This window comes from Tenacibaculum sp. M1.3A, assembly GCF_057732375.1.
On the sequence record NZ_JBYJEF010000001.1, the window covers coordinates 554542 to 578766 of the forward strand.

General features: G+C 29.8%; 16 protein-coding genes, 1 pseudogene and 1 riboswitch. Of the genes and pseudogenes, 1 reads left to right on the plus strand and 16 read right to left on the minus strand.

The genetic code is table 11. The annotated features are described in order from the left end of the window. The 16 genes from AC28QF_RS02530 to AC28QF_RS02605 form a co-directional block, all read right to left on the minus strand. On the minus strand, positions 1–573 hold the full coding sequence (locus tag AC28QF_RS02530; RefSeq protein ID WP_488199926.1) for a precorrin-2 dehydrogenase/sirohydrochlorin ferrochelatase family protein: 573 nt from the start codon (positions 571–573) through the stop codon (positions 1–3). After that, positions 573–1346, minus strand: coding sequence for a uroporphyrinogen-III C-methyltransferase (gene cobA / locus AC28QF_RS02535; RefSeq protein ID WP_028888188.1), 774 nt, complete (start codon positions 1344–1346; stop codon positions 573–575). Before cobA ends, AC28QF_RS02530 begins: the two co-directional genes overlap by 1 nt. Further along, positions 1339–3444, minus strand: coding sequence for a nitrite reductase (locus AC28QF_RS02540; protein WP_488199925.1), 2106 nt, complete (start codon positions 3442–3444; stop codon positions 1339–1341). Before AC28QF_RS02540 ends, cobA begins: the two co-directional genes overlap by 8 nt. A 34-nt stretch (positions 3445–3478) precedes the next feature. Next, entirely contained in the window at positions 3479–3826 is a 348-nt protein-coding gene (locus tag AC28QF_RS02545; RefSeq protein ID WP_488199924.1) for a 4Fe-4S dicluster domain-containing protein, read from the minus strand. A gap of 11 nt (positions 3827–3837) precedes the next feature. Beyond that, positions 3838–5085, minus strand: a complete 1248-nt coding sequence (locus AC28QF_RS02550) for a sulfate adenylyltransferase subunit 1 (protein ID WP_488199923.1) — start codon at positions 5083–5085, stop codon at positions 3838–3840. 104 nt (positions 5086–5189) lie between these two features. Then, positions 5190–6095, minus strand: coding sequence for a sulfate adenylyltransferase subunit CysD (gene cysD / locus AC28QF_RS02555; protein ID WP_488199922.1), 906 nt, complete (start codon positions 6093–6095; stop codon positions 5190–5192). Between the two features lie 10 nt (positions 6096–6105). Beyond that, a complete protein-coding gene (locus AC28QF_RS02560) occupies positions 6106–6732 on the minus strand; it encodes a phosphoadenosine phosphosulfate reductase domain-containing protein (RefSeq protein ID WP_488199921.1) in 627 nt (208 codons plus the stop codon). Beyond that, entirely contained in the window at positions 6732–6983 is a 252-nt protein-coding gene (locus AC28QF_RS02565; RefSeq protein WP_488199920.1) for a DUF2061 domain-containing protein, read from the minus strand. The genes AC28QF_RS02560 and AC28QF_RS02565 overlap by 1 nt, the downstream gene beginning before the upstream one ends. 103 nt (positions 6984–7086) lie before the next feature. After that, positions 7087–7494, minus strand: coding sequence for an RrF2 family transcriptional regulator (locus AC28QF_RS02570; protein WP_488199919.1), 408 nt, complete (start codon positions 7492–7494; stop codon positions 7087–7089). Between the two features lie 28 nt (positions 7495–7522). Next, positions 7523–8689 carry a trans-sulfuration enzyme family protein gene (locus AC28QF_RS02575; protein WP_488199918.1) on the minus strand — a complete coding sequence of 389 codons (1167 nt, stop codon included), beginning with the start codon at positions 8687–8689 and terminating at the stop codon, positions 7523–7525. 68 nt (positions 8690–8757) lie between these two features. Beyond that, positions 8758–12156, minus strand: coding sequence for a bifunctional aspartate kinase/homoserine dehydrogenase I (gene thrA, locus AC28QF_RS02580; protein WP_488199917.1), 3399 nt, complete (start codon positions 12154–12156; stop codon positions 8758–8760). 63 nt (positions 12157–12219) lie between these two features. After that, positions 12220–13518 (minus strand): O-acetylhomoserine aminocarboxypropyltransferase/cysteine synthase family protein, encoded by a 1299-nt coding sequence (locus tag AC28QF_RS02585; protein ID WP_488199916.1) that lies wholly within the window; start codon positions 13516–13518, stop codon positions 12220–12222. Positions 13519–13639: 121 nt separating this feature from the next. After that, positions 13640–13764: riboswitch (SAM riboswitch) on the minus strand. Between the two features lie 282 nt (positions 13765–14046). Further along, the gene (locus AC28QF_RS02590) at positions 14047–15909 is read right to left on the minus strand and encodes a helix-turn-helix domain-containing protein (RefSeq protein ID WP_488199915.1); all 1863 of its coding nucleotides are present in this window, start codon (positions 15907–15909) and stop codon (positions 14047–14049) included. Between the two features lie 65 nt (positions 15910–15974). Further along, positions 15975–17516, minus strand: coding sequence for a basic secretory protein-like protein (locus AC28QF_RS02595; RefSeq protein WP_488199914.1), 1542 nt, complete (start codon positions 17514–17516; stop codon positions 15975–15977). Between the two features lie 183 nt (positions 17517–17699). Further along, positions 17700–20645, minus strand: coding sequence for a GH92 family glycosyl hydrolase (locus tag AC28QF_RS02600; protein WP_488199913.1), 2946 nt, complete (start codon positions 20643–20645; stop codon positions 17700–17702). Between the two features lie 40 nt (positions 20646–20685). Continuing rightward, positions 20686–23019 (minus strand): GH92 family glycosyl hydrolase, encoded by a 2334-nt coding sequence (locus AC28QF_RS02605; RefSeq protein WP_488199912.1) that lies wholly within the window; start codon positions 23017–23019, stop codon positions 20686–20688. A 718-nt stretch (positions 23020–23737) separates the two neighbouring features. On the opposite strand from AC28QF_RS02605, the pseudogene AC28QF_RS02610 reads away from it, so the two are divergent. Beyond that, positions 23738–23863 (plus strand): annotated as a pseudogene (locus tag AC28QF_RS02610) (YggS family pyridoxal phosphate-dependent enzyme); the annotation flags it as partial. Positions 23864–24225 lie beyond the last annotated feature (362 nt).

Genomic DNA, 24225 nt, shown 5'->3' on the forward strand with positions numbered 1-24225 from the left:
TTAACTGATTAAACTTTTTGTTAATTGATTTAACTGTACTACTTTATTTTCAAAGTTTCCTTTAATTGTTTTTCTAAACTTATTTAAATTCTGAACTAATTCGTTAATGTCTTCTGGAATTATTTCTTCAAAGAATTGTCGTAATCTTTTTGCCGTAGTTGGTGATTTCCCATTGGTAGAAATTGCAATTTTCACATTTCCTTTTGTTACAATACCTCCCATATAAAAATCGCAATAAGGTGGGTTATCTGCCACATTTACTAAAATATTTCTTTGCTTACAATCTTTATAAACTTGCACATTTACATCAACATTGTCTGTTGTTGCAATAACCACGTGTTTATTTTTTAAAAAAGAGCTATCATACTTATTAATAACCATTTGTATACCAAACTTATTTGCTAACGCTTGTGTTTCCTCTCTAAAAAATGTAGAAACCATTGTTACTTTAGAATTTGGACTTGACTTTAATAAAAATGTTAATTTCTCTAAAGCTACAAAACCGCCTCCTACAATAAGTGTTTCTAACTGTTTGGTTTTTAAAAAAATTGGATATAATTCGTTTTGTTCCATTATACAGCTATTAACTCTCTTGAATATTCTTCTTTTGCCTTTTTTAAAGCTTCTCTATGTTTTACAACTTCTCCTAAAACAATAATTGCAGGGTTACTTAACTCATTTTCTTTTACAATATTTAAAATAGTATCTACAGTTCCAATACCTACCTTCTCTCTAGAAGTTGTTCCGTCTTGAATTATAGCTACTGGTAATTCATTTTTACCTTCTTTTTGAAATAATGCTACTATTTCAGCTAGTTTCCCCATTCCCATTAACACAACTACTGTAGCTTTAGATTTTGCTGCTAAAGCTACATCGTTAGATAGTTTATGTTCTTTTGTTGTACCTGTAATTACCCAAAAACTTTCTGCGCTTCCACGTTTTGTAACAGGTATATTTTGATATGCTGGTACTGCTAAAGAAGATGAAATACCTGGAACCATTGCTGTTTCTATATTAAAGGCTGCTGCAAACTCCATTTCTTCTGCTCCTCTTCCAAAAATAAAAGGATCACCGCCTTTTAAACGAACTACATGTCCATGAGTTTTTGCTCTTTCAACAATCAACTCGTTTATTTGTTCTTGTTGGTATTTATAACAACCTCTACGTTTTCCTACAAAAATTAATTCTGCATTTGGGTTTATAAAATCTAATAACTCTTCATTAACCAAGGCGTCATATAAAACAACATCTGCAGTTTTTAGAACTTTAATAGCTTTTAGCGTAATTAAATCTACATCTCCTGGACCAGCGCCAACAACGGTTAATTTCGGAATCTTATTATACATTACTTACTGCTGTTTTTCTATAAGCATCAATCTTTTTATAAAATGCTTTCGCATCGTTTAAATAGCTCTCTGCAAATATTTTTGTTGGTGCTTCTTTCTTTATTTGATATACAAAATCTTCAAAACTGGTCTCTAAACTAACTTTATCTGTAGCTATAAAATACTCTTGAAAGCTAGTAATAATACCTGCTTGTGTATTTGTTTTTACATTTTCTGCAATTAATAATGCTTTTGCTGTATTAACTAAAGATGTATATGAATGATAGATACTATCTGAAAATAAATTTTCTTTTAACGCCTCTTCTGAATTGGTTATTTTCTCTTCACTTTCAAATAAAAGTGTCGCTATTAAATCAATCACAACTCCTGCACATTCTCCTACTCCAATTGCTTTTACGTAGTTCTCTGAATGACCCCAATCTATAAAATCACTTGGTACTAAATCACTCGTATCAGATAATTTTTTTAATAGATCGTAGAAATACGTTTTTCCTTGTCTGTCGTAATATTCTAAAAAAGTTTCTTTCTCTTGTTGATTTTCAGCTACATTATTTAATAAAACGCGTAATGCTTCTGGTCCTTTTTTACTTGGAATTTTAACTAATTTATCAGAAAAACGACCTTTTCCATCACCTAATATACCTCCTCCTATTAAAATTTGTAAAGCCGGTGCTTGTAAATTACCTACTTTTATAGACATTCCTTGAAAACCAATGTGCGCCATATTATGCTGCCCACATGCATTCATACATCCACTAATTTTAATAGCTATTTCTTTATTGTTTAAATATGCTGGGTACTCTTCTTCTAATACTTTTTCTAACTCAACAGCAATTCCTGTACTACTAGAAATACCTAAATTACAAGTATCTGTTCCAGGACACGCTGTAATATCAGCTGTAGAATTATAACCTGCTTTTGCAAAGCCTAATTTTTGTAATTCTACATAGAAAAAAGGTAACAATTCTTCTTTAATATGGCGAATTAAAATATTTTGACGTAATGTTAAACGAATTTCATTTGCTGCATACTTTTTAACTAAATTGGCTAACAATCTTGCTTTTGGAGTGTAAAAATCTCCTAAATGAACTTTAATTCCAATTGCAAATAAACCTTCTTGTTTTTGTTTAATTACATTCGTTTCTTTCCATTTATCATACGCTTCTTCATCTTCAATTTTTACTGAAGGAATTGTTATTTCTTGAAAAAGTGTAGGTTTCTCAAATTCAGTTGTATCGACCTTAAATGTTTTATTCTCTAAAGCATTAACTTCGTCAGAAACTAATTGTAAAAAAGCTTCAACACCTAATTCTTTAACTAAAAACTTTAATCTTGCTTTTGCTCTTTTTGCACGCTCTCCAAATCGATCAAAAATTCTTAAAACACCTTCAATTGTTGGTATTAAAATATCTTCATCTAAAAAATCGTAAATAACATCAGCATGTCTTGGTTGTGAACCTAAACCACCACCTAATAAAACCTTAAATCCTTTTTTAGTTACTCCGTTTTCAGTCTTTACTTTTGCAATAAATCCTAAATCATGAATAAAACTAATAGCAGTATCATCATCTGTTCCTGAAAAAGACATTTTAAACTTACGTCCCATTTCTTGACATATAGGATTTCTTAAAAAGAACTTAAACGTAGCATCTGCATATGGTGAAACATCAAAAGGCTCATTTACATCAATCCCAGCTGTTTCTGATGCTGTAATATTTCTTACTGCATTACCACAAGCTTCTCTTAAAGTAATATCATCTTTTTCTAGTTGCGCCCATAATTCTGGCGTTCTATCTAAACTTACGTGATGTATTTGAATATCTTGTCTTGTAGTGATATGTAATCTTCCACGAGAATATTCATCTGAAACGTCTGAAATTCTATGTAATTGTTCGCTAGTAACTTTACCATAAGGTAATTTTATACGAATCATTTGTACTCCAAATTGACGCTGACCGTAAACTCCTCTTGCCAAACGTAAACTTCTAAAACGTTCTTCGTCTATTTTTCCTTCTTTAAAAAGTTGGATTTTTCTCTCTAATTCTAGAATATCTTTTTCTACAATTGGGTTTTCTATTTCGGTTCTAAAACTTTGCATTACTGTATATCTTAAAGCTCGTAAGCGTTACTTTTTAATTGTGTAAGAATTTTTGTTTTGCCAATAATTCTTCTGCTGTTTCTACATGGTTGTCATCTGGCACACAACAATCTACTGGGCATACCGCCGCACATTGTGGTTCTTCATGAAACCCTATACATTCTGTACATTTATCAGGTGCTATAAAATAATATTCGTCAGATACAGCTTCTTGTGTTTCATCTGCATCTAATTCAATACCATCTTTTAATTTAACATTTCCTGTTAATGAAGTTCCTTCACTATATTTCCAATCTTCAGCCCCTTCATAAATAGCTGTATTTGGGCATTCTGGTTCGCATGCCCCACAATTGATGCATTCGTCGGTTATTATAATTGCCATACTATTCTGAATTACTTAATAAAGCCAACTCCGGCAGTATTATTTGTTTTTGGGTTGATTAAAATAAAAGTTCCGTTTGCTTTATTTTTATCATAAGAATCAAAAAATAACGGTTTACTTAATTTTAAAGTTACATCTCCAATTTCATTTAATGTTAATTGTGATGGGTTTTCTTCTGTTCCTGAAAAATCAGTTTTTATAATGGATGATAATGACATGATTTTTGCTTGCACATCGTTTACTCCATGTTTTACATAATACTTATTAGAAGCTTCTAAAGGGTCTTTATCCATCCAACAAATAGTTGCATCTAACTCTTTAGCAACTGTTGGCTGTTCGTTTGTTTTTACCAACATATCACCTCTGCTTACATTTACATTATCTTCTAAAGTAATTGTAACTGAACTTCCCCTTTTAGCTTCTAAATACTCTTTCTCAAAAAAGTGAATACTTTTTATTTTAGATGCTGTTGCTGATGGTAATACGGTTACCGAATCTCCTACGGCTAAATCCCCTCCATAAATTTTACCTGCATACCCTCTAAAATCATGATATTTATCTGTTTTAGGTCGAATAACAGTTTGTATAGGAAAACGTGTTTGAGACTTTTCTTGTAAATCTTCAGAAACTAAACCTTCTAAATGGTTTAATAATGTTTCTCCTTTATACCAAGGTGTATTTTCTGATTTTTTAACAACGTTGTCTCCTTGTAAAGCTGACATAGGTATAAAAGTTAATTTTTGACTTTTATAAGAGCTTTTACCTGCTAAATATTCAATTTCATTTTTTATTTGATTAAATTTCTCTTCTGAAAAATCAACCAAATCCATTTTATTAATAGCTATAACTACGTTTTCAACTCTTAATAGTGTATTTATAAAAAAGTGACGGTAAGTTTGCTCAATTACTCCATTACGTGCATCAATTAAAACAATTGATGCTTGTGAGTTTGATGCTCCTGTAACCATATTTCGTGTATACTCAATATGCCCTGGAGTATCAGCAATAATAAAACTCGTTTTTGGAGTCGAAAAATAGATATGTGCTACATCAATCGTAATACCTTGTTCTCTTTCTGCAACTAAACCATCTGTCGCTAATGAAAAATCTAAATAATCAAAACCTCTTTGCTTACTTTTTTCTTCAATTGCTTCTAGCTTGTCATCTGTTAATGAGTTAGTGTCATATAAAATACGTCCGATTAAGGTACTTTTACCATCATCTACACTACCTGCTGTTGCTATTTTTAATACATTCATTTTTTTATGCTTTTGGCTCATAGCAATATTTTACTATTTGCCTATATTTAAATTACTAAAGACTAAAATGCTTTAGTTAAATGGAAAATTCACTTTAGTGAATTTTAAAAATACCCTTGTTGCTTACGTTTCTCCATTGCCGCTTCTGATCGTTTATCATCTATACGAGCACCTCGCTCTGATATAGTTGATACTTTAATTTCATCTACAACTGTATTTATATCAACAGCATCAGAAAGTACAGCTGCTGTACAACTCATGTCTCCAACAGTTCTAAAACGCACCATTCTTTCTTCTACCTCTTCATTTTCATCTCTATAAACAACATCGTCTTCTGCTGACCATATTAATCCATCTCTTAAAAAAGTAGCTCTTTTATGTGCAAAGTAAATTGATGGAATTTCAATTTCTTCACTTTTAATATATGACCAAACATCTAGCTCTGTCCAATTTGAAATAGGAAAAACTCGTACATTTTGTCCTAAATCAATTCTTCCATTTAGCATATCAAACAATTCTGGTCGTTGATTTTTTTCATCCCATTGACCAAAATCATCACGAACAGAAAAAATACGTTCTTTTGCTCTTGCTTTTTCTTCATCTCTACGCGCGCCACCAATACATGCATCAAAACCAAACTCTTCAATTGCATCTAATAATGTTTCGGTTTGTAGCATGTTTCGGCTAGCGTACTTACCTGTTTCTTCTTTTACTCTTCCTTTATCAATATTGTCTTGAACGTTTCTAACAATTAATTCAACACCTAACTCTTTTGCTAAACGATCTCTAAATTCAATAGTTTCAGGAAAATTATGTCCTGTATCTATATGCATTAAAGGAAAAGGGATTTTTGCTGGATAAAATGCTTTTTGAGCAAGTCTTACCAATGTTATACTATCTTTTCCTCCTGAAAATAACAATACTGGTTTTTCAAACTGAGAAACTACTTCTCTAAGTATGTATATGGCTTCACTTTCTAAAGGGCCTACTTTTATTGTTTTTGTACTCATTATAAAATTATTAAATATGTAAACCACATTCTCTGTTACTCTCTACTTTTGTTGGATCAAAATATTTAAACTCGTTTGGAAGCTTATTATCGCTTAAATACTCATCTAAATCTTTATCTGACCAGTTATAAAAAGGACTTACTTTTAAAATTCCTTCTTTACTAAATGAAATTACACCAATACTATCTCTAAAAGCTGTTTGCCCTTTACGTAAATTAGTAAACCATATTTCTGGTTGATGTTCTTCCATGGCTCTTTTAAATGGTTCTAACTTTACTTGTTCAGTAAATTTTTCATGATTTTCATCTTCTACAGAAGGAAGTCCCATAGTTATATTACGATGAGCCACAGTTTGTTTTGGCACATATAAACGAACATTTAAACTCAGCTTATCAATTAACTCTTCTGCATGCTTATATGTCTGAGGGGTATTATAACCTGTATCACACCAAACAACTTTTATTGATGGATTCTCTTTAGTTACTAAATATAAAAGAGCTACCTCGTAAGGTCTAAAATTAGTAGTAATTATTGTTTTTTTGTTTAACTCAAAAACCCATTCCACAATTTCTTTTGGACTTAATTTCTCTAATCCTTTGTTTAACTCTTCAACATTAAATTTGTCTTGTAAACTCATTATTTTCCCCATTTTATTTTGTTCCAAATTCTCTCGTGAAAGAAATACAAAACCATTTTTGTTATCAACTCTATACTTCCTATAGAAAAAGCTAATGCCAGTTCGCCAGTTATTATCCAAGAAATTAAAACGGTATCAATAGTACCGATAAACCTCCAACTAACCGATTTAACCATACTACGAGTAGTTTTCTCTGAATTTTTATTTGGTTTATACTTTTTTTTATCTACTATTAATTGTTTTAAAATCATAATTAAATATTTACCCTATAGAGTAAGTAGGTTTTAATAAAGCACAAATATATGTTTCCATTTTAAATAAAAACGCTTTAATTATATATTTTTACAAAAAAAATTATACTAAATCGGCAAGTGTATTGTTTCGTAAAACTAAAAGTGTATTATCTCTAACCTGTAACATAAGTTTATGCACAGAACATGTTTCTTCATCAGGACAATCGCTACATTTTTCATAGTAATTTAAGCTTACGCAAGGTAGCATAGCAATAGGGCCTTCCAATGTTCTTATAACATCTGTCATTTTAATTTCTGATGCTTCTTTTAACATATAGTAACCTCCACCTTTTCCTTTTTTAGCTCCTAAAAACCCAGCTTTTCTTAAGGTAAGTAATATACTTTCTAAAAATTTATGAGAAATATTTTCGCTCTTAGAAATCGTTGCTATTTGAACTTTATCTCCTTTTTCTTGCCTAGCAATAAATGCTAGCGCTTTTAAGCCGTATTTTGTTTTTTTAGAAAGCATACTACAAAAATACACTTTTATTTAATTGTTAATTCTCTAAAGCTTGCTTTAAATCATTAATAATATCTAATACATTTTCTAAACCGATAGAGCACCTTACTAACCCATCTGTAATTCTCACCTCTAATCGATCTTCAACACTTAATTTACTGTGTGTTGTAGATGCTGGGTGGGTAACAATAGTTCTTGTATCACCTAAATTAGCAGACAATGAACACATTTTTATAGCGTTTAAAAACTTACGTCCGGCTTCAATACCTCCTTTAACCTCAAAAGCAACAATATTACCTCCTAATCGCATTTGCTTTTTTGCTATTTCATATTGAGGATGCGATTTTAAAAAAGGGTATTTTACTAAATTTACCTTCGGATGTTCTTCTAAAAAGTTGGCTACTTTTAAAGCATTTTCACAATGCCTATCTACTCGAATACTTAATGTTTCTAAACTTTTTGATAAAACCCATGCATTAAAAGGCGACATTGCAGGTCCTGTATTTCTTGAAAATAAATAAATTTCTTTTATTAAATCTTTACGTCCAACAGCTACACCTCCTAAAACTCTTCCTTGTCCATCAATTAACTTAGTTGCTGAGTGTAAAACTAAATCAGCTCCAAACTTAATAGGATTTTGTAGATACGGAGTAGCAAAACAATTATCTATAACCAATAACAAACCATGCTTTTTTGCTATCTCACCTAACAATTCTAAATCAATAATATCTACTGCTGGATTTGTTGGAGTTTCAGCATATAAAATTTTAGTATTTGATTTAATTAAGCTCTCAATTGTATCTACTTCTGTAATATTAAAATAACTAGTTTCTATATTCCATTTTGGTAAATATTTTGTAAACAAACTATGAGTAGATCCAAAAACTGAACGACATGAAACAATATGATCTCCTGCATTTAATAATGCTCCAAATGTAGAAAAAACTGCTGCCATGCCTGTTGCAAAAGCATAACCTGCTTCTGCTTTTTCCATAGCAACAATTTTATTTACAAACTCTGTTGTATTTGGGTTAGAAAACCTACTATATAAATTTTTATCTTTTTCTTCAGCAAATGACGCGCGCATATCTTCAGCATCATCAAAAACAAAACTAGAGGTTAAGTATAATGGTGTAGAATGTTCTGAAAACTGTGACCGTTCAGTTTGTGTTCTAATTGCTACGGTTTCGAAGTTCTTGCTCATATTTATTAATTTTTTATAGATATTGATTAAACAACATCTAGTATATTCAAATGACGCTTAGCGTCTAATTATTGTTTGTTTGCTAATCGCAAAATATCACCAAAGACTCCTCTTGCAGTTACTTCTGCTCCTGCTCCTGCTCCCTGAATTACAATTGGTTGGGCACCATACGACTCTGTGTAAATTTCAAAAATAGCATCCGATCCTTTTAAGCTTCCTAATGGTGAACTAGTTGGTACGGATACTAATTTTACATCTAGTTCTCCTTTTGTTTTTGATAAATCGCCATGTAAATCTCCTATATATCGTAATACGTTATTTTTTTCTTGCCCTTCTTTTTTGTCTTTAAATAATACATTTAATTTATCTAAACCTGACAAAAATGCTGCAGATGAAATATCTCTAAATTCTGTTGGAATTAAATTTTCTATAACAATATCTTCAAACTCATTTTCTAAGTCTAATTCTCGTGCTAAAATCAATAATTTTCTTGCTACATCGTTTCCACATAAATCTTCTCTAGGATCTGGTTCTGTAAATCCGCTATCAATTGCCTCTTGTAAGACATTTGAAAATGGAACTTCATCCGAAGAAAACTTATTAAATAAATAACTTAAAGACCCTGAAAAAACTCCTCTAATACGGGTTATATTTTCGCCAGAATCATGTAATAACTTAATCGTATCAATTAATGGTAATCCTGCACCAACATTGGTTTCGTATAAGTATGATTTATTATTAACTTCTAATTTTTCTCGTAATTTTTTATAAAAATTGTGAGATACCGTGTTTGCAATTTTATTTGATGATACTAAATCAAAACCATGTTCTATTAACGGTAAATAGTTTTCTATAAACTCACTACTTGCTGTATTATCTATAGCTATTAAATTTTCTAAATGATGTTTTTTAGCAAAATCTATTACAGTATCAACAATATGTGCTTCTTCTACATTATTTTCTAAAATTGTTTGCCAATTTTTACCTAGACCAAGCCTGTTTAATAGCACTTTTTTTGAGCCTGCTATCGCAAAAATATTTAACTGAATTTTCTTTCTTTCTAAAATCGATTCCGTATTTTTTATAATTTGATTAATTAAAGCACTACCAACTAACCCTTTACCGAATACGGCTATATTTATTTTTTTTGTAACTCCAAATACTTGTCCGTGAATTACGTTTAAGGCTTTGTGTAATTGCGCTGTTTTAACAACCAAACTTACATTTTTACCTGAAATTGTATTATTAAATAATAACGGTACAATTTGATTTTTTATCAACGCATTATAGGGGTGATGAAACTCACTTAAATCTTGGCCTATAATTGATATTACAGCTACATTTTCTATTATCGAAATTTTATTTACATCTTTCGTATAAAAATCGCTTTCAAACTCTTGTTCTAAAGCTTTTACAGCTGCTGTTGCCTTCTTTTTATCAATTACTAAACCAATTCCTCTTTCTGATGAACCTTGCGAAATAATACTCACACTTATTCCGTTATTACTTAAGGTTCTAAAAATACGTGCATCTACACCTACTTTCCCTAACAATCCTCTTCCTTCGAAATTTAATAGTGCCACATTATCTATAACCGATAATGATTTAATGCCTTTTGATTTTGATTTAGCTGTAATTAATGTTCCCTTATCCTCTAAATTAAAAGTATTTAAAATTCGAAGATTGATATTTTTTTCTAATAAAGGAATAATCGTTTTCGCATGTAAAATATTGGCTCCAAAATTTGCTAATTCATTGGCTTCAGAAAAAGATAACTCTTCTATTTTCTTTGCATCTGCAACCAAATCAGGGTTCGCAGTAAAAATACCATCAACATGCGTATAATTTTGTAATTCTTCAGCATCTAAATAATTAGCTAATAATGCCGCTGTATAATTACTACCATTTCGTCCTAAAGTAGTAGTTTCTCCTTTTAAATTAGATGAGATAAAACCAGTTACAATATTTACAGTATCATCATTGTATTTTTTGAAATGATTAACCACATTTTCTTTAGATATATTGAAAATAGGCTGAGCGTTTCCAAAATTATCATCTGTTTTTATCAACGTTCTAGCATCTGTAATATTTGTTTTTATACCTTTTTCATTTAAAAGTGCAGCTACTGTTTTGGTTGATAATAATTCTCCTTGTGCTAAAACTTCGTCTTTTATTTTCTGACTATAATCTCCTAATAAACTAACTCCTTCAAAAAGTTTTTCTAAACGAGAAAATTCAGGATAAAAATCAACTAACGGTGTTAATTGAGATTGTTCGTATTTCAGTATTTCATATTCATCTTGATAAGGAATATTTTTTGCAGCTTTTTCTAAAATTTCTTCTAATTGATTTGTAGCATTTCCTCTTGCTGATACTACAACTACTATATTTTCTTGTTCGTTTACTTTTTGTTTTATAATCGAAATCACATTAGAAATTCCTTTATTAGACAGCGATTTCCCGCCAAATTTTATTATTTTCATTTTGTTATTTTTTGAATTTAAATTGAAAATTGGAGCTATTATTTTTTCTAATTGCTCATATTCAATCAAAAAAGCATCATGCCCATGAACCGAATTTATTTCATTATAAGTAACGTTGGCATTGACTAAAGCTAGCTCTTTTTGAGTTTCTCTATTTTCTTCAGCCGTAAAAAACAAATCAGAATCTACACCTACAATATGTATATCTGCTTCAATTGTTTTTAAAATCTCTGAATTATTTTTTCCTTTTGTAACATCAATCGTTTTTAATAATTGATTCATTAATTTATAGGAAGCTAATTGATAACGTTCTTGTAGTTTATTACCATGATGTAACAACCAACGCTCTACATTAAACACTTTAGAATCTTCATTTTTAGATCGATTAAAACGCTCTTTAAAAGACTTAGGAGTTCTGTAACATAACATTGCATGCATACGAGCATCGTTCACAGGATTAATCGAGTTTAATAATAATTGTTCTTGAATTTGACAATTACCAATTAACCAATCGGTTGCTTTCCAATCGGTTGCTATCGGAATTAAATGTTTTGTTATTTTTGGCTTAAGAACAGCCATTTCCCAAGCTATTCCACCTCCTAAAGATCCACCTATTAAAGCAAATAATTGCTTAACTTTCAGTCTTTCTAATCCGATTAAAAATAGCTTAGCAATATCTCTTGCTATAAAATTTTTATAATTTTCTATTAAAAAACCATCATATCCATTTCCTGGTATGTTAAAACATAAGACTGAATATTTATTTGTGTTTACGGCTTTATTTTTCCCTATTAAATCTTTCCACCAACCATTTTTAGAATCTGCTACATTGCTATTTCCTGTTAAAGCATGATTGATTAATACTACAGGAGTACTTCCCAACTCTTCTCCAAAAACCTCATAGGTTAATGGTATTTTAGGCATTGAAATACCGCTTTCTGTGGTAAAATCAATAATATTTATATGTAGTAAATTGTCTGTCAACTTTGTTTATTTTTTAATATAAGATCGAATGATTTACGTTAATTTATTCCTCTTAAAAAAGAATCAATATGTTAGATTTTCTATGTTTAAAATTTTAGAAAAAGATTCTTTTAAATCATTTTTTAAATCTTCTATATTTTCTAACCCTACAGACAAACGAATTAAATCATTCGTTACTCCTGCACTTGCTTGCTCTTTTGTACTTAATTGTTGATGGGTTGTACTTGCTGGATGGATAATTAGAGATTTAGTATCTCCAATATTTGCTAATAATGAAAAAAGTTTGGTGTTGTCTACTATTTTTTTTGCTGCTTCATAACCACCTTTTACACCAAATGTTACTATACTACTTTGTCCTTTTGGAAGGTATTTTTTAGCTAAATCATTATATGAACTACTCTTTAAACCAGGATAGTTTACCCAAGTTACTTCACTTTGTTCCTCCAACCATTTAGCCAAATCTAATGCGTTCTCACTGTGCTTTTTTATTCGGATATCAAGAGTTTCTAATCCTTGAATAATATTAAACGCATTGGTCGGACTCAAAGCTCCTCCAAAATCTCGTAAGCCTTCTAAAATTAATTTGAATGTATAAGATGTAGCACCTAAAGCCTCATGATATACTAAACCATGATAGCCTGCTGATGGTTCTGTAAATTCTGGAAATTTACCATTTGCCCAATTAAAAGTTCCTGCATCAATAATTGCGCCACCTAAAGAACTTCCGTGCCCTCCAATATACTTAGTTAAAGAGTGTATTACAATATTAGCTCCGTGCGCTATTGGGTTTAACAATGCTGGTGTAGCGACTGTATTATCTACAATAAAAGGAACTTCAGCTTTTTTTGCATGTACAGATATTGCTTTTAAATCTAACACATCTAACTTCGGATTACCTAATGATTCTACAAAAAAAGCTCTTGTATTATCTTGTACTGCTTCTGCAAAATTATCAGTATCAGAAGCATCAACAAATGTTGTTGTAATACCCAATCGAGGTAAAGTAACACTTAATAAATTGTAAGTACCACCATATAAACTACTTGATGCTACAATATGATCTCCAGCTCTTAACAAGGTTAATAACCCCGTTGAAATTGCTGCCGTACCAGATGCGAATACTACAGCTCCAGTTCCGCCTTCTAAAGAGGCTAAACGTTCTTGTAAAATTTGATTTGTAGGATTATTTAATCTTGTGTAAATAAATCCTAATTCTTTTAATGAAAAAAGATTAGCTGCATGATCTGAATCATTAAAAACATATGATGTTGTTTGATAAATAGGAACTGCTCTTGTACCTCCTGTTTGTTTTACATCATGTCCTTTGTGCAACGCATTAGTTGCGAATTTTTGTGTACTCATTTTTCTTGTTTTTTGAGTTAATAAAAAATTAAAACAAAAGCCAAACGCGCCAAAATTTTGACGTACCTACTAGAAAAATGTTATGAAGAATTATAGCAATTATAGATGAATAATTACTTTTGAGTTATCTATCCAATTTTAAATAAATGAATCTAAAATTAAGTAGAATTTAGCACCTTCTTTGTCTTAAACAAAGGGTTGCTAAGGTTTCAAAGGGTCTAATCCCTCCACCTTTCTTGATAACATTGTCAATAAGTTATTGAACTTCGTGAACACAAATATTCAATTATAAAAAGTTAATATCCTAATTTATTTTACTATTTTTTTTAAAAAAACTATTTATACTCCTAAACAACCCAATAATCTTAGCGTTTAAGACTTATTTTTTGTGTTTTTATATGTAGAAATACGTTATTTTTTTATCCTAATAAATATATTACCGACTCTATACAATCTAAAAAAAGTAGTTAGACAAGTATAAATTAAGTAAAAAATTATAGGAAGTTACAACCTCTTTATTTTAGAAAACTAAGTAGTTTCTTGTATCAGTTCTCTAATAAAATAAGATGGCAATATCCCTTGTCTTTTCTTAAAAGCCGCATTAAACGTATTCAAATTATTATAACCTATAGATACCGCTATATAGCTTAATTTGCTTTCTCTAAAATCTTTTTCTTTAAGTAACTTCGTTAATAAATAGTTTATTCTTAACTCATTTATGTAATTACTATAATTAGATTTTTTTTCTTGATTAATTACCTGCGATAAATACTTTGGGTTTGTTTTTAATTCCGCTGCAATATTTCTAAGTGTACAATTTTGATCAATAAAAAATAATTCTTTTTCTAGTTTATTTAATTTATTCAATATAATTGCTTTTACATTGTCATCTATTACATTATTTGTACTTGATTTTGTTAAAAATTGCTCTGACTGATTAACCTCTTGTAAAGAATATTTACTTTCTAATTTTGCAATTTTATCACGCATTTCTAATTGAATTTTTGCTAACTCAACTGTTCTTATGTACAATAATTTATTTTTACCTTTTACTTTTAAATATGCAAAAACTACTATTAGACTTAAAATAAATATTCCTAATAAAATGCTTATTATCGTTTGGATTTTAGCTTTTTGAGCTTTGTTTTCAAGTGCTAAAATTTTTTGTTTTTGTGTAATCTCTTTTAACTTTCTTTTTGCTTCTAGAATAACAATTTTTTGCTCTTTTTCATTTGTGAAAAGTGAATCTTTAATAGAGTTATGCAACGCTATATACTCGTAAGCTTTAGAAGGATCTCCTTTTTTTTTATGTAAATCTCCTAAAATTTTGCTTGTCGATTGAACTACATCAAAAGCATTAATATCTTCTGCTGCACTTAAACTTTTCTCATAAAATTCTATTGCTTTTATAGTATCTTTCTCTTTTAAATATAACTTAGCTTGTAAAATTAGAGCTCTTGGAATTCTAAATCTAAAATCATTTTTATAATTTAGATTTAAAGCTTTTGATATATAATTTTGAGCTTCATTAAATTGATTATTTGAAGTATAAATATCAGACATATTCATATACACAATACTTTGTATATATCCTCCTGAATGAGGCATTTTGTTTTCTAATTTTAAATAAAAATTATAAGTTTCTATAGCTTGTTCTGTATCACCAAGTTTAAATAAAACCCGAGCAATTTCATCAATTTTAAAATATAAATATTGAACTTCTCTAATTTTAATTATATAATCTAAACCTTTTAAACAATGATTTAATGCTCTAGAATAATTTTCATTCCTTAAATAATAATGAAATAAGGCTCCATGTGCTCTCATTAAAATGTAATCATTATTATCTTTTTCTCCTAAACTTAATAATTTTAAAGATACGTCTAAAGCAATATCATATTCTCCTTTTTCTGAGTAAATATATGATTTCAAACAAATAATATCTGAGTGTAAATTAGGGAAATTAGCATAATTTGTCGGTAAGTCAATTCTATTTAATAAACTAATAGATTCTTCAAAAGCGCCATTAACAAACAATAAATAAGCATTATTACAACTCGCTTCTAATTCCCCTTTTTTAAATTTTATTTTTGCAGAAAGTTCTAAAGCTTCGTTATTATACTTGCTCGCATAACTAATATTTTTGTATTTATAAAATGTGTAAAGATCCAAAAAGACATGTACCTTTTCCCTATCTTGCGTACTTTCTACCTTATTTAAGAGTACCTTATCAAGTAATTCTTCCTTTTTCGATTTATTTGTTTCATCAATTAAAGTTTTAACCCGTTTAAAATAATCATGTATTGAATCTTTTCTGGTAGTTTGCGAATGAAGCAACAAACTACCATGAAGACATACTATTATTAATAATGCTCTATAAAAAATATTCAATTTGATCTATATTTTTAAATTTACTACTACTGTTATGCAAACTTAGTCAATAAAGTTCTTACCTTTTAAACTCCCATATTAATCCAATCTATTCTTTTCTTTTTCATTGATTTCTTATTTTTATTATAAATGGCTATATACCCTTCATATTCTTTCCATAGATCATCAATATTCTTATTTAGAATTTCTTGTATTGCCAATTTATAACTCCATGGTTTAATAGTTTTTACGGAAGCATTAAACTTATAAATGAAATCATCATCATAAGTATCTACAATCCACTTTAAGAAAAATCCTGAAGAAGTGTACCCCGAAAGATATTTATGTTCATCAACCCCCAAATCAGGATGTCTTGTTTTATGGTACCCTGCATTAATCCTCACTAAATCTGCTTCTCCTTCTAAGAAAGCAAAATAATCATATCCTCGTTTGTACTGATTATCGGTAGTTGATGGACTAAATTGATAACCATGCGTCAGTTCATGCCAAAGTACACCATACAGTTCATACTTTACAGCCGCATCTGGTTCGTTTTTTAATGCATTTTGAATATACTTTGTACTAAACCAAAGCTCCATAGCTGATCCATTCCCTCCTCTGGCAGCTAAAACATTACTCCAATTAAATGTGAAGTTCACTTTTTCAAAGTCAGGAACTTCGGATATATTACGATACAATTGTTTACAAACTCCTAAAGTAACTTCATTAATAGCCTTTTTAAAATCTGGAATTACAGAAATTGCTCTTTTATAACCATCAGAAATCGTATCCTTTGGTGTTAATGTTATCTCAGGATAATAAAAACCTTTCCACGGGTTTTCAGGGTCATAAACTTTTACTTTTCTTTTTATAGATAAAGTATCTACCCCAAACTTATTTTTAGTTATTAAAGTAACATTATGATTTCCTGGTGTATTATAAATAACTGTTGGATTTTGTAAATTACTTGTACTAGGTGTTCCATTCTCAAAAACCCAATGCCAAGCATCTGGCAAATTTGCTGATATATCTTTAAAGTGAATTGTATCTTTTATTTTTGCTTTGGTAGAGTTTACTGTAAACTCAGTAACTGGCTCGTTAGTTAAAGCAACCAATTCAATCTCTGCTATTTGGAGGTAATCATCTCCAAAAACAGAAGTATGTGAATGTTCTACTTCTAACTTATATATAGAATATGCCTTCTCATTACTTTCTAAAACGTATTGGTTAGCTGTGCTCCTTTTTTTAAATTTTTGATTATTTTTTTTATCTAAAACATCCCAAGAAGCACCATCTATTGAGCCGCTTAATATCCAGTTTTTAGGATCTCTTCCTGGCGCATCATTAGCTGAGGTAATCGCATACTTTTTAAGTACTGATTTAGCTTTATTTTTTACAATTATTATATTCTTAGGTTTATTAACCAAAAACTTGGTATTTCTATCTGTATCAAATACCTTTTTTAAACTTTCAGTTTTACTAAAACTTGATTGCTCACTTTTTATTATCGTTTGTTCATCTACAATATTTTTATAGCCTTGTTTAAATGGATTTACATTTTTACTTTTGTTTTCACATCCTGCTAAAAAAAGGGATAGTATAGCTATAAGTAAAATAGTTTTTTTCATTTGTTTAAATTTTATTTTTTTATTCATAAAAAAGTGAAGGTTATTTTATTTTTATATTTTGAATGCACTAAGAAGTTTATACTATTTTTTATCAGAAAAATATTTCTTACTATTACTCTTCAGATAATTCAATTTTGTTTATTGATAAATTGTCATTTACTATGACTTTAAATATTTTTAAACTTATCGTTTACTATAAAAAGAAGTTATTGGAATCTCTTCTCTTTCAAAATTAGGTCCTCGCCAAAATGCAGATACCCCTATATTATCTGAACATTGAAAATACTTAACTTCGAATCTATGCAATCCTTTAGATAAGATGATATCATTTTTTTGAGTAAAACTAAAAGACTTTCTACCATCACTTTCAAATAATTCTTTTCCATCAATTAAGAGTTGAGCTCCATCATTTGCTACTATTTCAAAATTATAAGTTCCTGATTTAGGAATATCAATATAACCTTCAAAATAAAAACCGATCCATTCATCACGTAATCTTTTAGAAATGTTAACATTATTAATCGAACCTGTGCATATTGGTTTCTCTCTTGAAAAATCATAAACCGAGCGAAAAATACCTTCGTAGTAATTATAATTAAGCCCTTGTATCAATTCATTTCTATCTATATTACTAACTGGTTTTTGCTTTTCTAATGTATAAGTCGCAATATAACTTGGATTTAAACTGTTATGAAAAGCTTTTACTTTTACAGTGGTACTTTTATTAATTTTAAAAGGTTTTGTAAAATTTTCACTCTGTTTTGATGGATCTGAACCATCTGTCGTATAAAAAATTTCTGCACCTTTTGTGTCACAATCTAAATCAATAATCAAATCAGTTAAAAACACATTGTGATCAGATTTTAGGTATGGAATTTTAACTGTTTTTTGAGTATCAGAAAGTGGCCAATATTCTTTTTCTGTAGCCCATTGTTTATTTGGTTTATTAGTCATTTCAAAAATCAATTCACCTCCTTTTAAAATATCTTCGTGCTTTAAATAAGAGTATGGATATGGATTTCCATTTAAAGTTAAAGAAGAAAAATAAATATTTTCTTTTGAAGCATTATTTGCCTTAATAGTAAATTTTTTGCCATTATCTAAATTAAGAGTAGTCTCTGTAAAAGTTGGACTACTAATAACATAATACGGGCTTCCTGGGGTTACAGAATAAAAACCCAAACTACTTAATACATACCAAGCAGACATTTGACCTGCATCGTCGTTACCACATAAACCATCTGCCTCAGATGTATATAACTTGTTTAATATCTCATGAACTTTTTCTTGTGTTTTCCATGGTTTACCTACATAATTATACAAGTAAGCAATATGATGGCTTGGCTCATTGCCATGTGCGTACTGACCAATTAAACCAGAAACGTCTGAATCTTCTTCTTCCTGTTTTGAATATGCATTAAATAAATTATCTAACCATTTATCAAATTGTTTCTCCCCTCCTACTAAGTTCACCATGGTAGCTATGTCATGCGGAACAAAAAGGCTGTATTGATATGAATTTCCTTCGGTAAAATTAAAATTATATGTTTGTCCTACTGAAGTTGGATCAAAATCTTCATACCATTTTCGATCAGAATACCTAGGGCGCATGAAATTAGTTTCCGCATCAAACAAGTTTTCAAAAAAACGTGCTCTTTTAGAGAACTCTTCATAAATTTTAGTATTCCCAATTGCTTTTGCCATTTGAGAAATACACCAATCATCATATGCATATTCCAATGTTTTTGAAACGGATTGGCTGCTTTTATTTGTAGGTACAAAACCTAATTGAGTATAATAATTAACACCTCTTTTTTCTACATTTGCGCTGGCAACCATGGCTTCTAGCACTTTATTTGCATCGACATTAGTAATTCCTTTTACATAGGCATCAGCCATCACAGAAACCGCATGATAACCAATCATACAACGCGTATCATTCCCTGCTAATTCCCACATAGGAAGTTCTCCAAATTGTTCATACTTTTTTTGAAGAGTTACTACAATATCTCTAGTAACCTCAGGCTCTACAATAGTTAATAAAGGGTGAAGTCCACGAAAAGTATCCCAAAGTGAAAAAACCGTATAGTTATTAAAATCATCTGCAATATGAATACCATCATCCATACCTCTGTATTTCCCATCTACATCACTATATAAATTTGGCGTTAAAAGACTATGATATAATGCAGTGTAAAATATTTCTTTTTTATCTTCATTCGTATCAGTAATCGCTATTTTGCTTAATGATTTATTCCATATTTCTTTAGCATCCTTCTTTACTTTGTTAAAATTCCAATTAGCAAATTCAGCATCTAAATTTTTTTTAGCGCCTTCAATACTAACCGCAGAAAGAGCTACTTGTACTAAAATTTCACTATTTGAGGCATCAAAATTTAAAGCTGCTATTATTTTTTTATTGTTGAACTTTTTTCCTTCTGAAGAAGTTGTATTTCCATGAAGAACTTCATAAGAAACAAAAGGTTTTGAAAACTTAGCTACAAAATACTGTCGTTGATTCCCTGCCCAAGCTTTTGATCTACGATATCCAGAAATTTCAGTATCACTTATAATATTAAACACTGCTTCAATAACAGGATCTCTATGCTCTAAATCTATAATAATATGAGCAGCATCGGTTTCTGGAAATGTATATCTATGTACACCTGTTCTTAATGTAGTAGTTAACTCAGCTTTTACATTATAATCATCTAAAACAACACTGTAATACCCTGGAGAAGCAGTTTCATTTTCATGTTTAAACTTAGAACGGTATCCTGCTTCAGTATTTTCAATAGTTCCTGTTTCTGTATGAATTTTACCAGTTGTTGGCATTAATAAAATATCACCTAAATCAGGAACTCCTGTTCCAGATAAATGTGTATGTGAGAAGCCAAAGATAGATGTATCTGTATAATCATAACCCGCACATGTAGGCCAGCTTGTGTGATCGTTTCTCGTATCTAGACTTAATTGTACCATACCGAAAGGCAATGTAGCTCCTGGATAAGTGTGCCCAGGAGATTTTGTACCAATAAAAACATCTACATAATCTACAGGTGTTTTTGTACTATCTTTTGTACAAGCTATTATTAAGATAACCGCAAGACTTAAAACTATTTTTTTCATCAGAATAATGGTTTTTTAAATAACTTCTCGTTGTACTTTTTTATTTTTTAGGTTTATTTCCTAAATGAAAAGTAATAGTACCTCCTTCTATAATATCCTTGTGACGTAATATAGATTCAGTAATTTCCTTTCCATTAATGACTACTTTTTGTACATAAACATTTTCTTTATGCTGATTTTCGGTTTTTATAGTTAATGTTTCACCATTATTTAAATGAATAATTGCTTCTTTAACAAGCGGACTACCTAAAGCATATTCAGGAGCTCCTGGAATTACAGGGTAAAATCCTAAAGAACTAAAAATATACCAAGCACTCATTTGACCTGCATCATCATTTCCACATAAACCCTCAACTGTTGGAGCATACATAGTATTCATGATCATACGAACACGTGCTTGTGTTTTTTCAGGATACCCTGTCCAATTATATAAATAAGGAATATGATGTCCTGGTTCATTACCATGCACATAATTACCTATAATACCATCACGTGTAATATCTTCGTGGTTTGCAATATATTTTTCTTCTATTTCCATGGTAAATAAAGAATCTAATTTTTTTGCAAAACGTTCTTTACCTCCCATCATACTAATCATTTTGTTAATATTTTGCGGTACATATAACCCATAATTCCATGCATTTCCTTCAATAAAACCTTGTCCATGTGTATCCATTGGATCAAAGTTTTTTCTAAAAGTACCATCTGCTAATTTTGGTCGCATAAAACCAATTGAAGAGTCATACACATTTTTATAATATTCTGAACGTTTTGTAAATTCATCTTCAACAGAAGGTGCATTTACTTCTTTTGCCATTTGCGCAATACACCAATCATTATATGCATATTCCAATGTTTTTGAAACCGAAGAACTACTTTTATCATCTGGTACATATTTATAATCCATATAATCACCTAAACCAGCAAAATAACGCACTTTTGCTGTGTTTACAGAAGCTTGTAATGCTCGTTTATGATCAAAATTACCAACGTTTTTAGCCATAGCATCGGCAATAACTGATGTGGCGTGATATCCTATCATACACCAATTTTCATTTGCGTAATGACTCCAAATAGGCAGCATATTATGAACACTTTGATCATGATGTGCTAGCATAGATTTTATCATATCATTATTACGTTCTGGTTGTGTAATGTTGAATAATGGGTGTAAGGCACGGTAAGTATCCCAAAGTGAAAAAATTGTATAGTTAGTAAAACCTTCAGAAGTATAAATATTTTGATCCAAACCTCTGTATTTCCCATCTACATCTTCATATAGTATTGGAGAAAGATTGGAATGATACATCGCTGTATAAAAATTTGTTTTATCTCCTTCTGTTAAAGAAGTAACTTCTATTTTTGAAAGTTCATTATTCCATTTAGTTTTGGTTTCTTCTTTCGTTTTATTAAAATTCCAATGCGGTATTTCAGCTTCTAAATTTTTTAATGCACCATTGGTACTTACTGGAGAAAGAGCAAACTTAATATTAATTTTCTCACCTTCTTCTGTATCAAAATTAAAATAGGCTCTGATATCTTTTCCTGCCATCTCAGGAAAATTTTCACTTTGATTAAAACGTCTGTAAAAACCGTCATATGTTTCTTTGTTATACTTTTTATGACCATAACTTTTAAAAGGTTTTGAAAACTGCATTGCAAAAAACACTTTTTTAGTTCTTGCCCAACCTTTAGTTTGTCTATAACCAGTAACTAAAGAATCGTTTTCAACACGAATAAATGTCCATACATTTTTATTATCATGATGATATACATTATACACCATGTCTAAAATAATATGAGCATCATCTGATTTAGGGAATGTATATTTATGAAAACCAACTCGTTCGCTAGAAGTAAGTTCTGCTTTTATTCCGTAACTATCTAAATCAACTTTGTAATACCCAGGAGAAGCTTCTTCTTTATCGTGCGAAAAAGCAGAATAAAAGCCTTTTTTACCTTTTGCTGTTTTTAAAGGTTCAAGAACTAAATCTCCAGTAGTTGGCATCACTAAAAAATCTCCTAAATCGGCATGCCCTGTACCGCTAAAATTGGTATGTGCGAAACCTACAATCGTAGAATCACGATGTTGATAACCTGCACAATATTCATAAGTTTCAGCGTTGTATTTTCCGTTGTCATGAAACATCACTTCAAAATTGGTTTGTGGACTTAGTTGTACCATACCAAATGGCGCTGTTGCACCAGGAAACACATGTCCCATTTTACTCGTACCAATAAAAGGATTTACATATTTTGTGTAATCTGTTTTAGGCTTACTTGCAATGTTTTCTACTTTTTCTTTCTTACATGAAAATAAAGTTGACAATAATAGTGTGAAAATTACTGTTTCTTTAATTTTTGATAAAATCATAGTACTCATTAAAATTTTGATAAGATTTTTGTTGTTTTATTTAAGGTAATAACAAACTCAAACGCTAATTCAACTGCCTTGAATTTCGTTTAACTATGCATTAAAATTTAAATAGATTCAATTTGGTTAGATCTCATTGATGGTAATCCTGAAATTTAGGATTACCATCAATAGCAAATAAATGATCATTATTCTTTATCGCTGCAAAACCTCTATCCCCTAATTGTTATGCAGTAGTAATTCCAGACTCTTGACCTTCTAACAATTACTATACACTTAAGTTATGTTACTCGAATGTGTTCAAACAACTTCTAGTTTTTCTTTATAGATAAGTTTTTCATTTCTAAAACTCAATGCTCTTTAATTTTTTTTATATTATCTCGTCGTCGAAAGTATATTAATCTATATAAAATATCTAATTTTTAAAAAAAAGCACTCTAAAATTCATGAATTTTAGAGTGCTTTTTACTTTTTAACGGCTTACAAGTAAATTCTTAGATCAATTTCCAATTAATCTGACAAACTTTAATACTTATGACTAGTCTTTTTAAAAAATTTAAAACAAGTTTCTATAAAATATCTAATTGAACCACATTATATAGATAATTTTAAAACTGAACGTTTCAAAGTGCGTATGATTTATAAAAGTATCAACATGTATTACATTATTTAACTGAAGGCTAATTTAAAATTTCGAAGTAAAAAACTTAAAGTCGCATCTATGGGAATGAGTGGTGATTTAGAAATTGCTATTGAAGAAGGAGCTACAATCGTACGGGTAGGAACTGCTATATTTGGCGAACGTATTTATCTCGATAGCTATTACTGGAATGAAACTACATGATAAACCAAAAAAATCTACCGTTAAAATATATTAGGTACGAATACATCTATTTAAACCACATCTCCTACATTGATATAAACCTAAAATGAATAGCTTTAAAGGTATTTATAATCACTCATATATTACTTAAACAATACTTTTAATAAAGTTCCTTAATAAGGTATTCTTATAAATTCTACTCTTATTAAAACAGCATTATCATAACCTTAGTTAGATTGGTAGTTTTATTCAATACTAATTATTTGTTTTCATTTGAGTTTAGCGCAAAAAAAACCTCAATCTAGTTAAAGATTGAGGTTTAAAAGAAAGGCAACGACCTACTCTCCCACCATTGGCAGTACCATCGGCGCAAATGGGCTTAA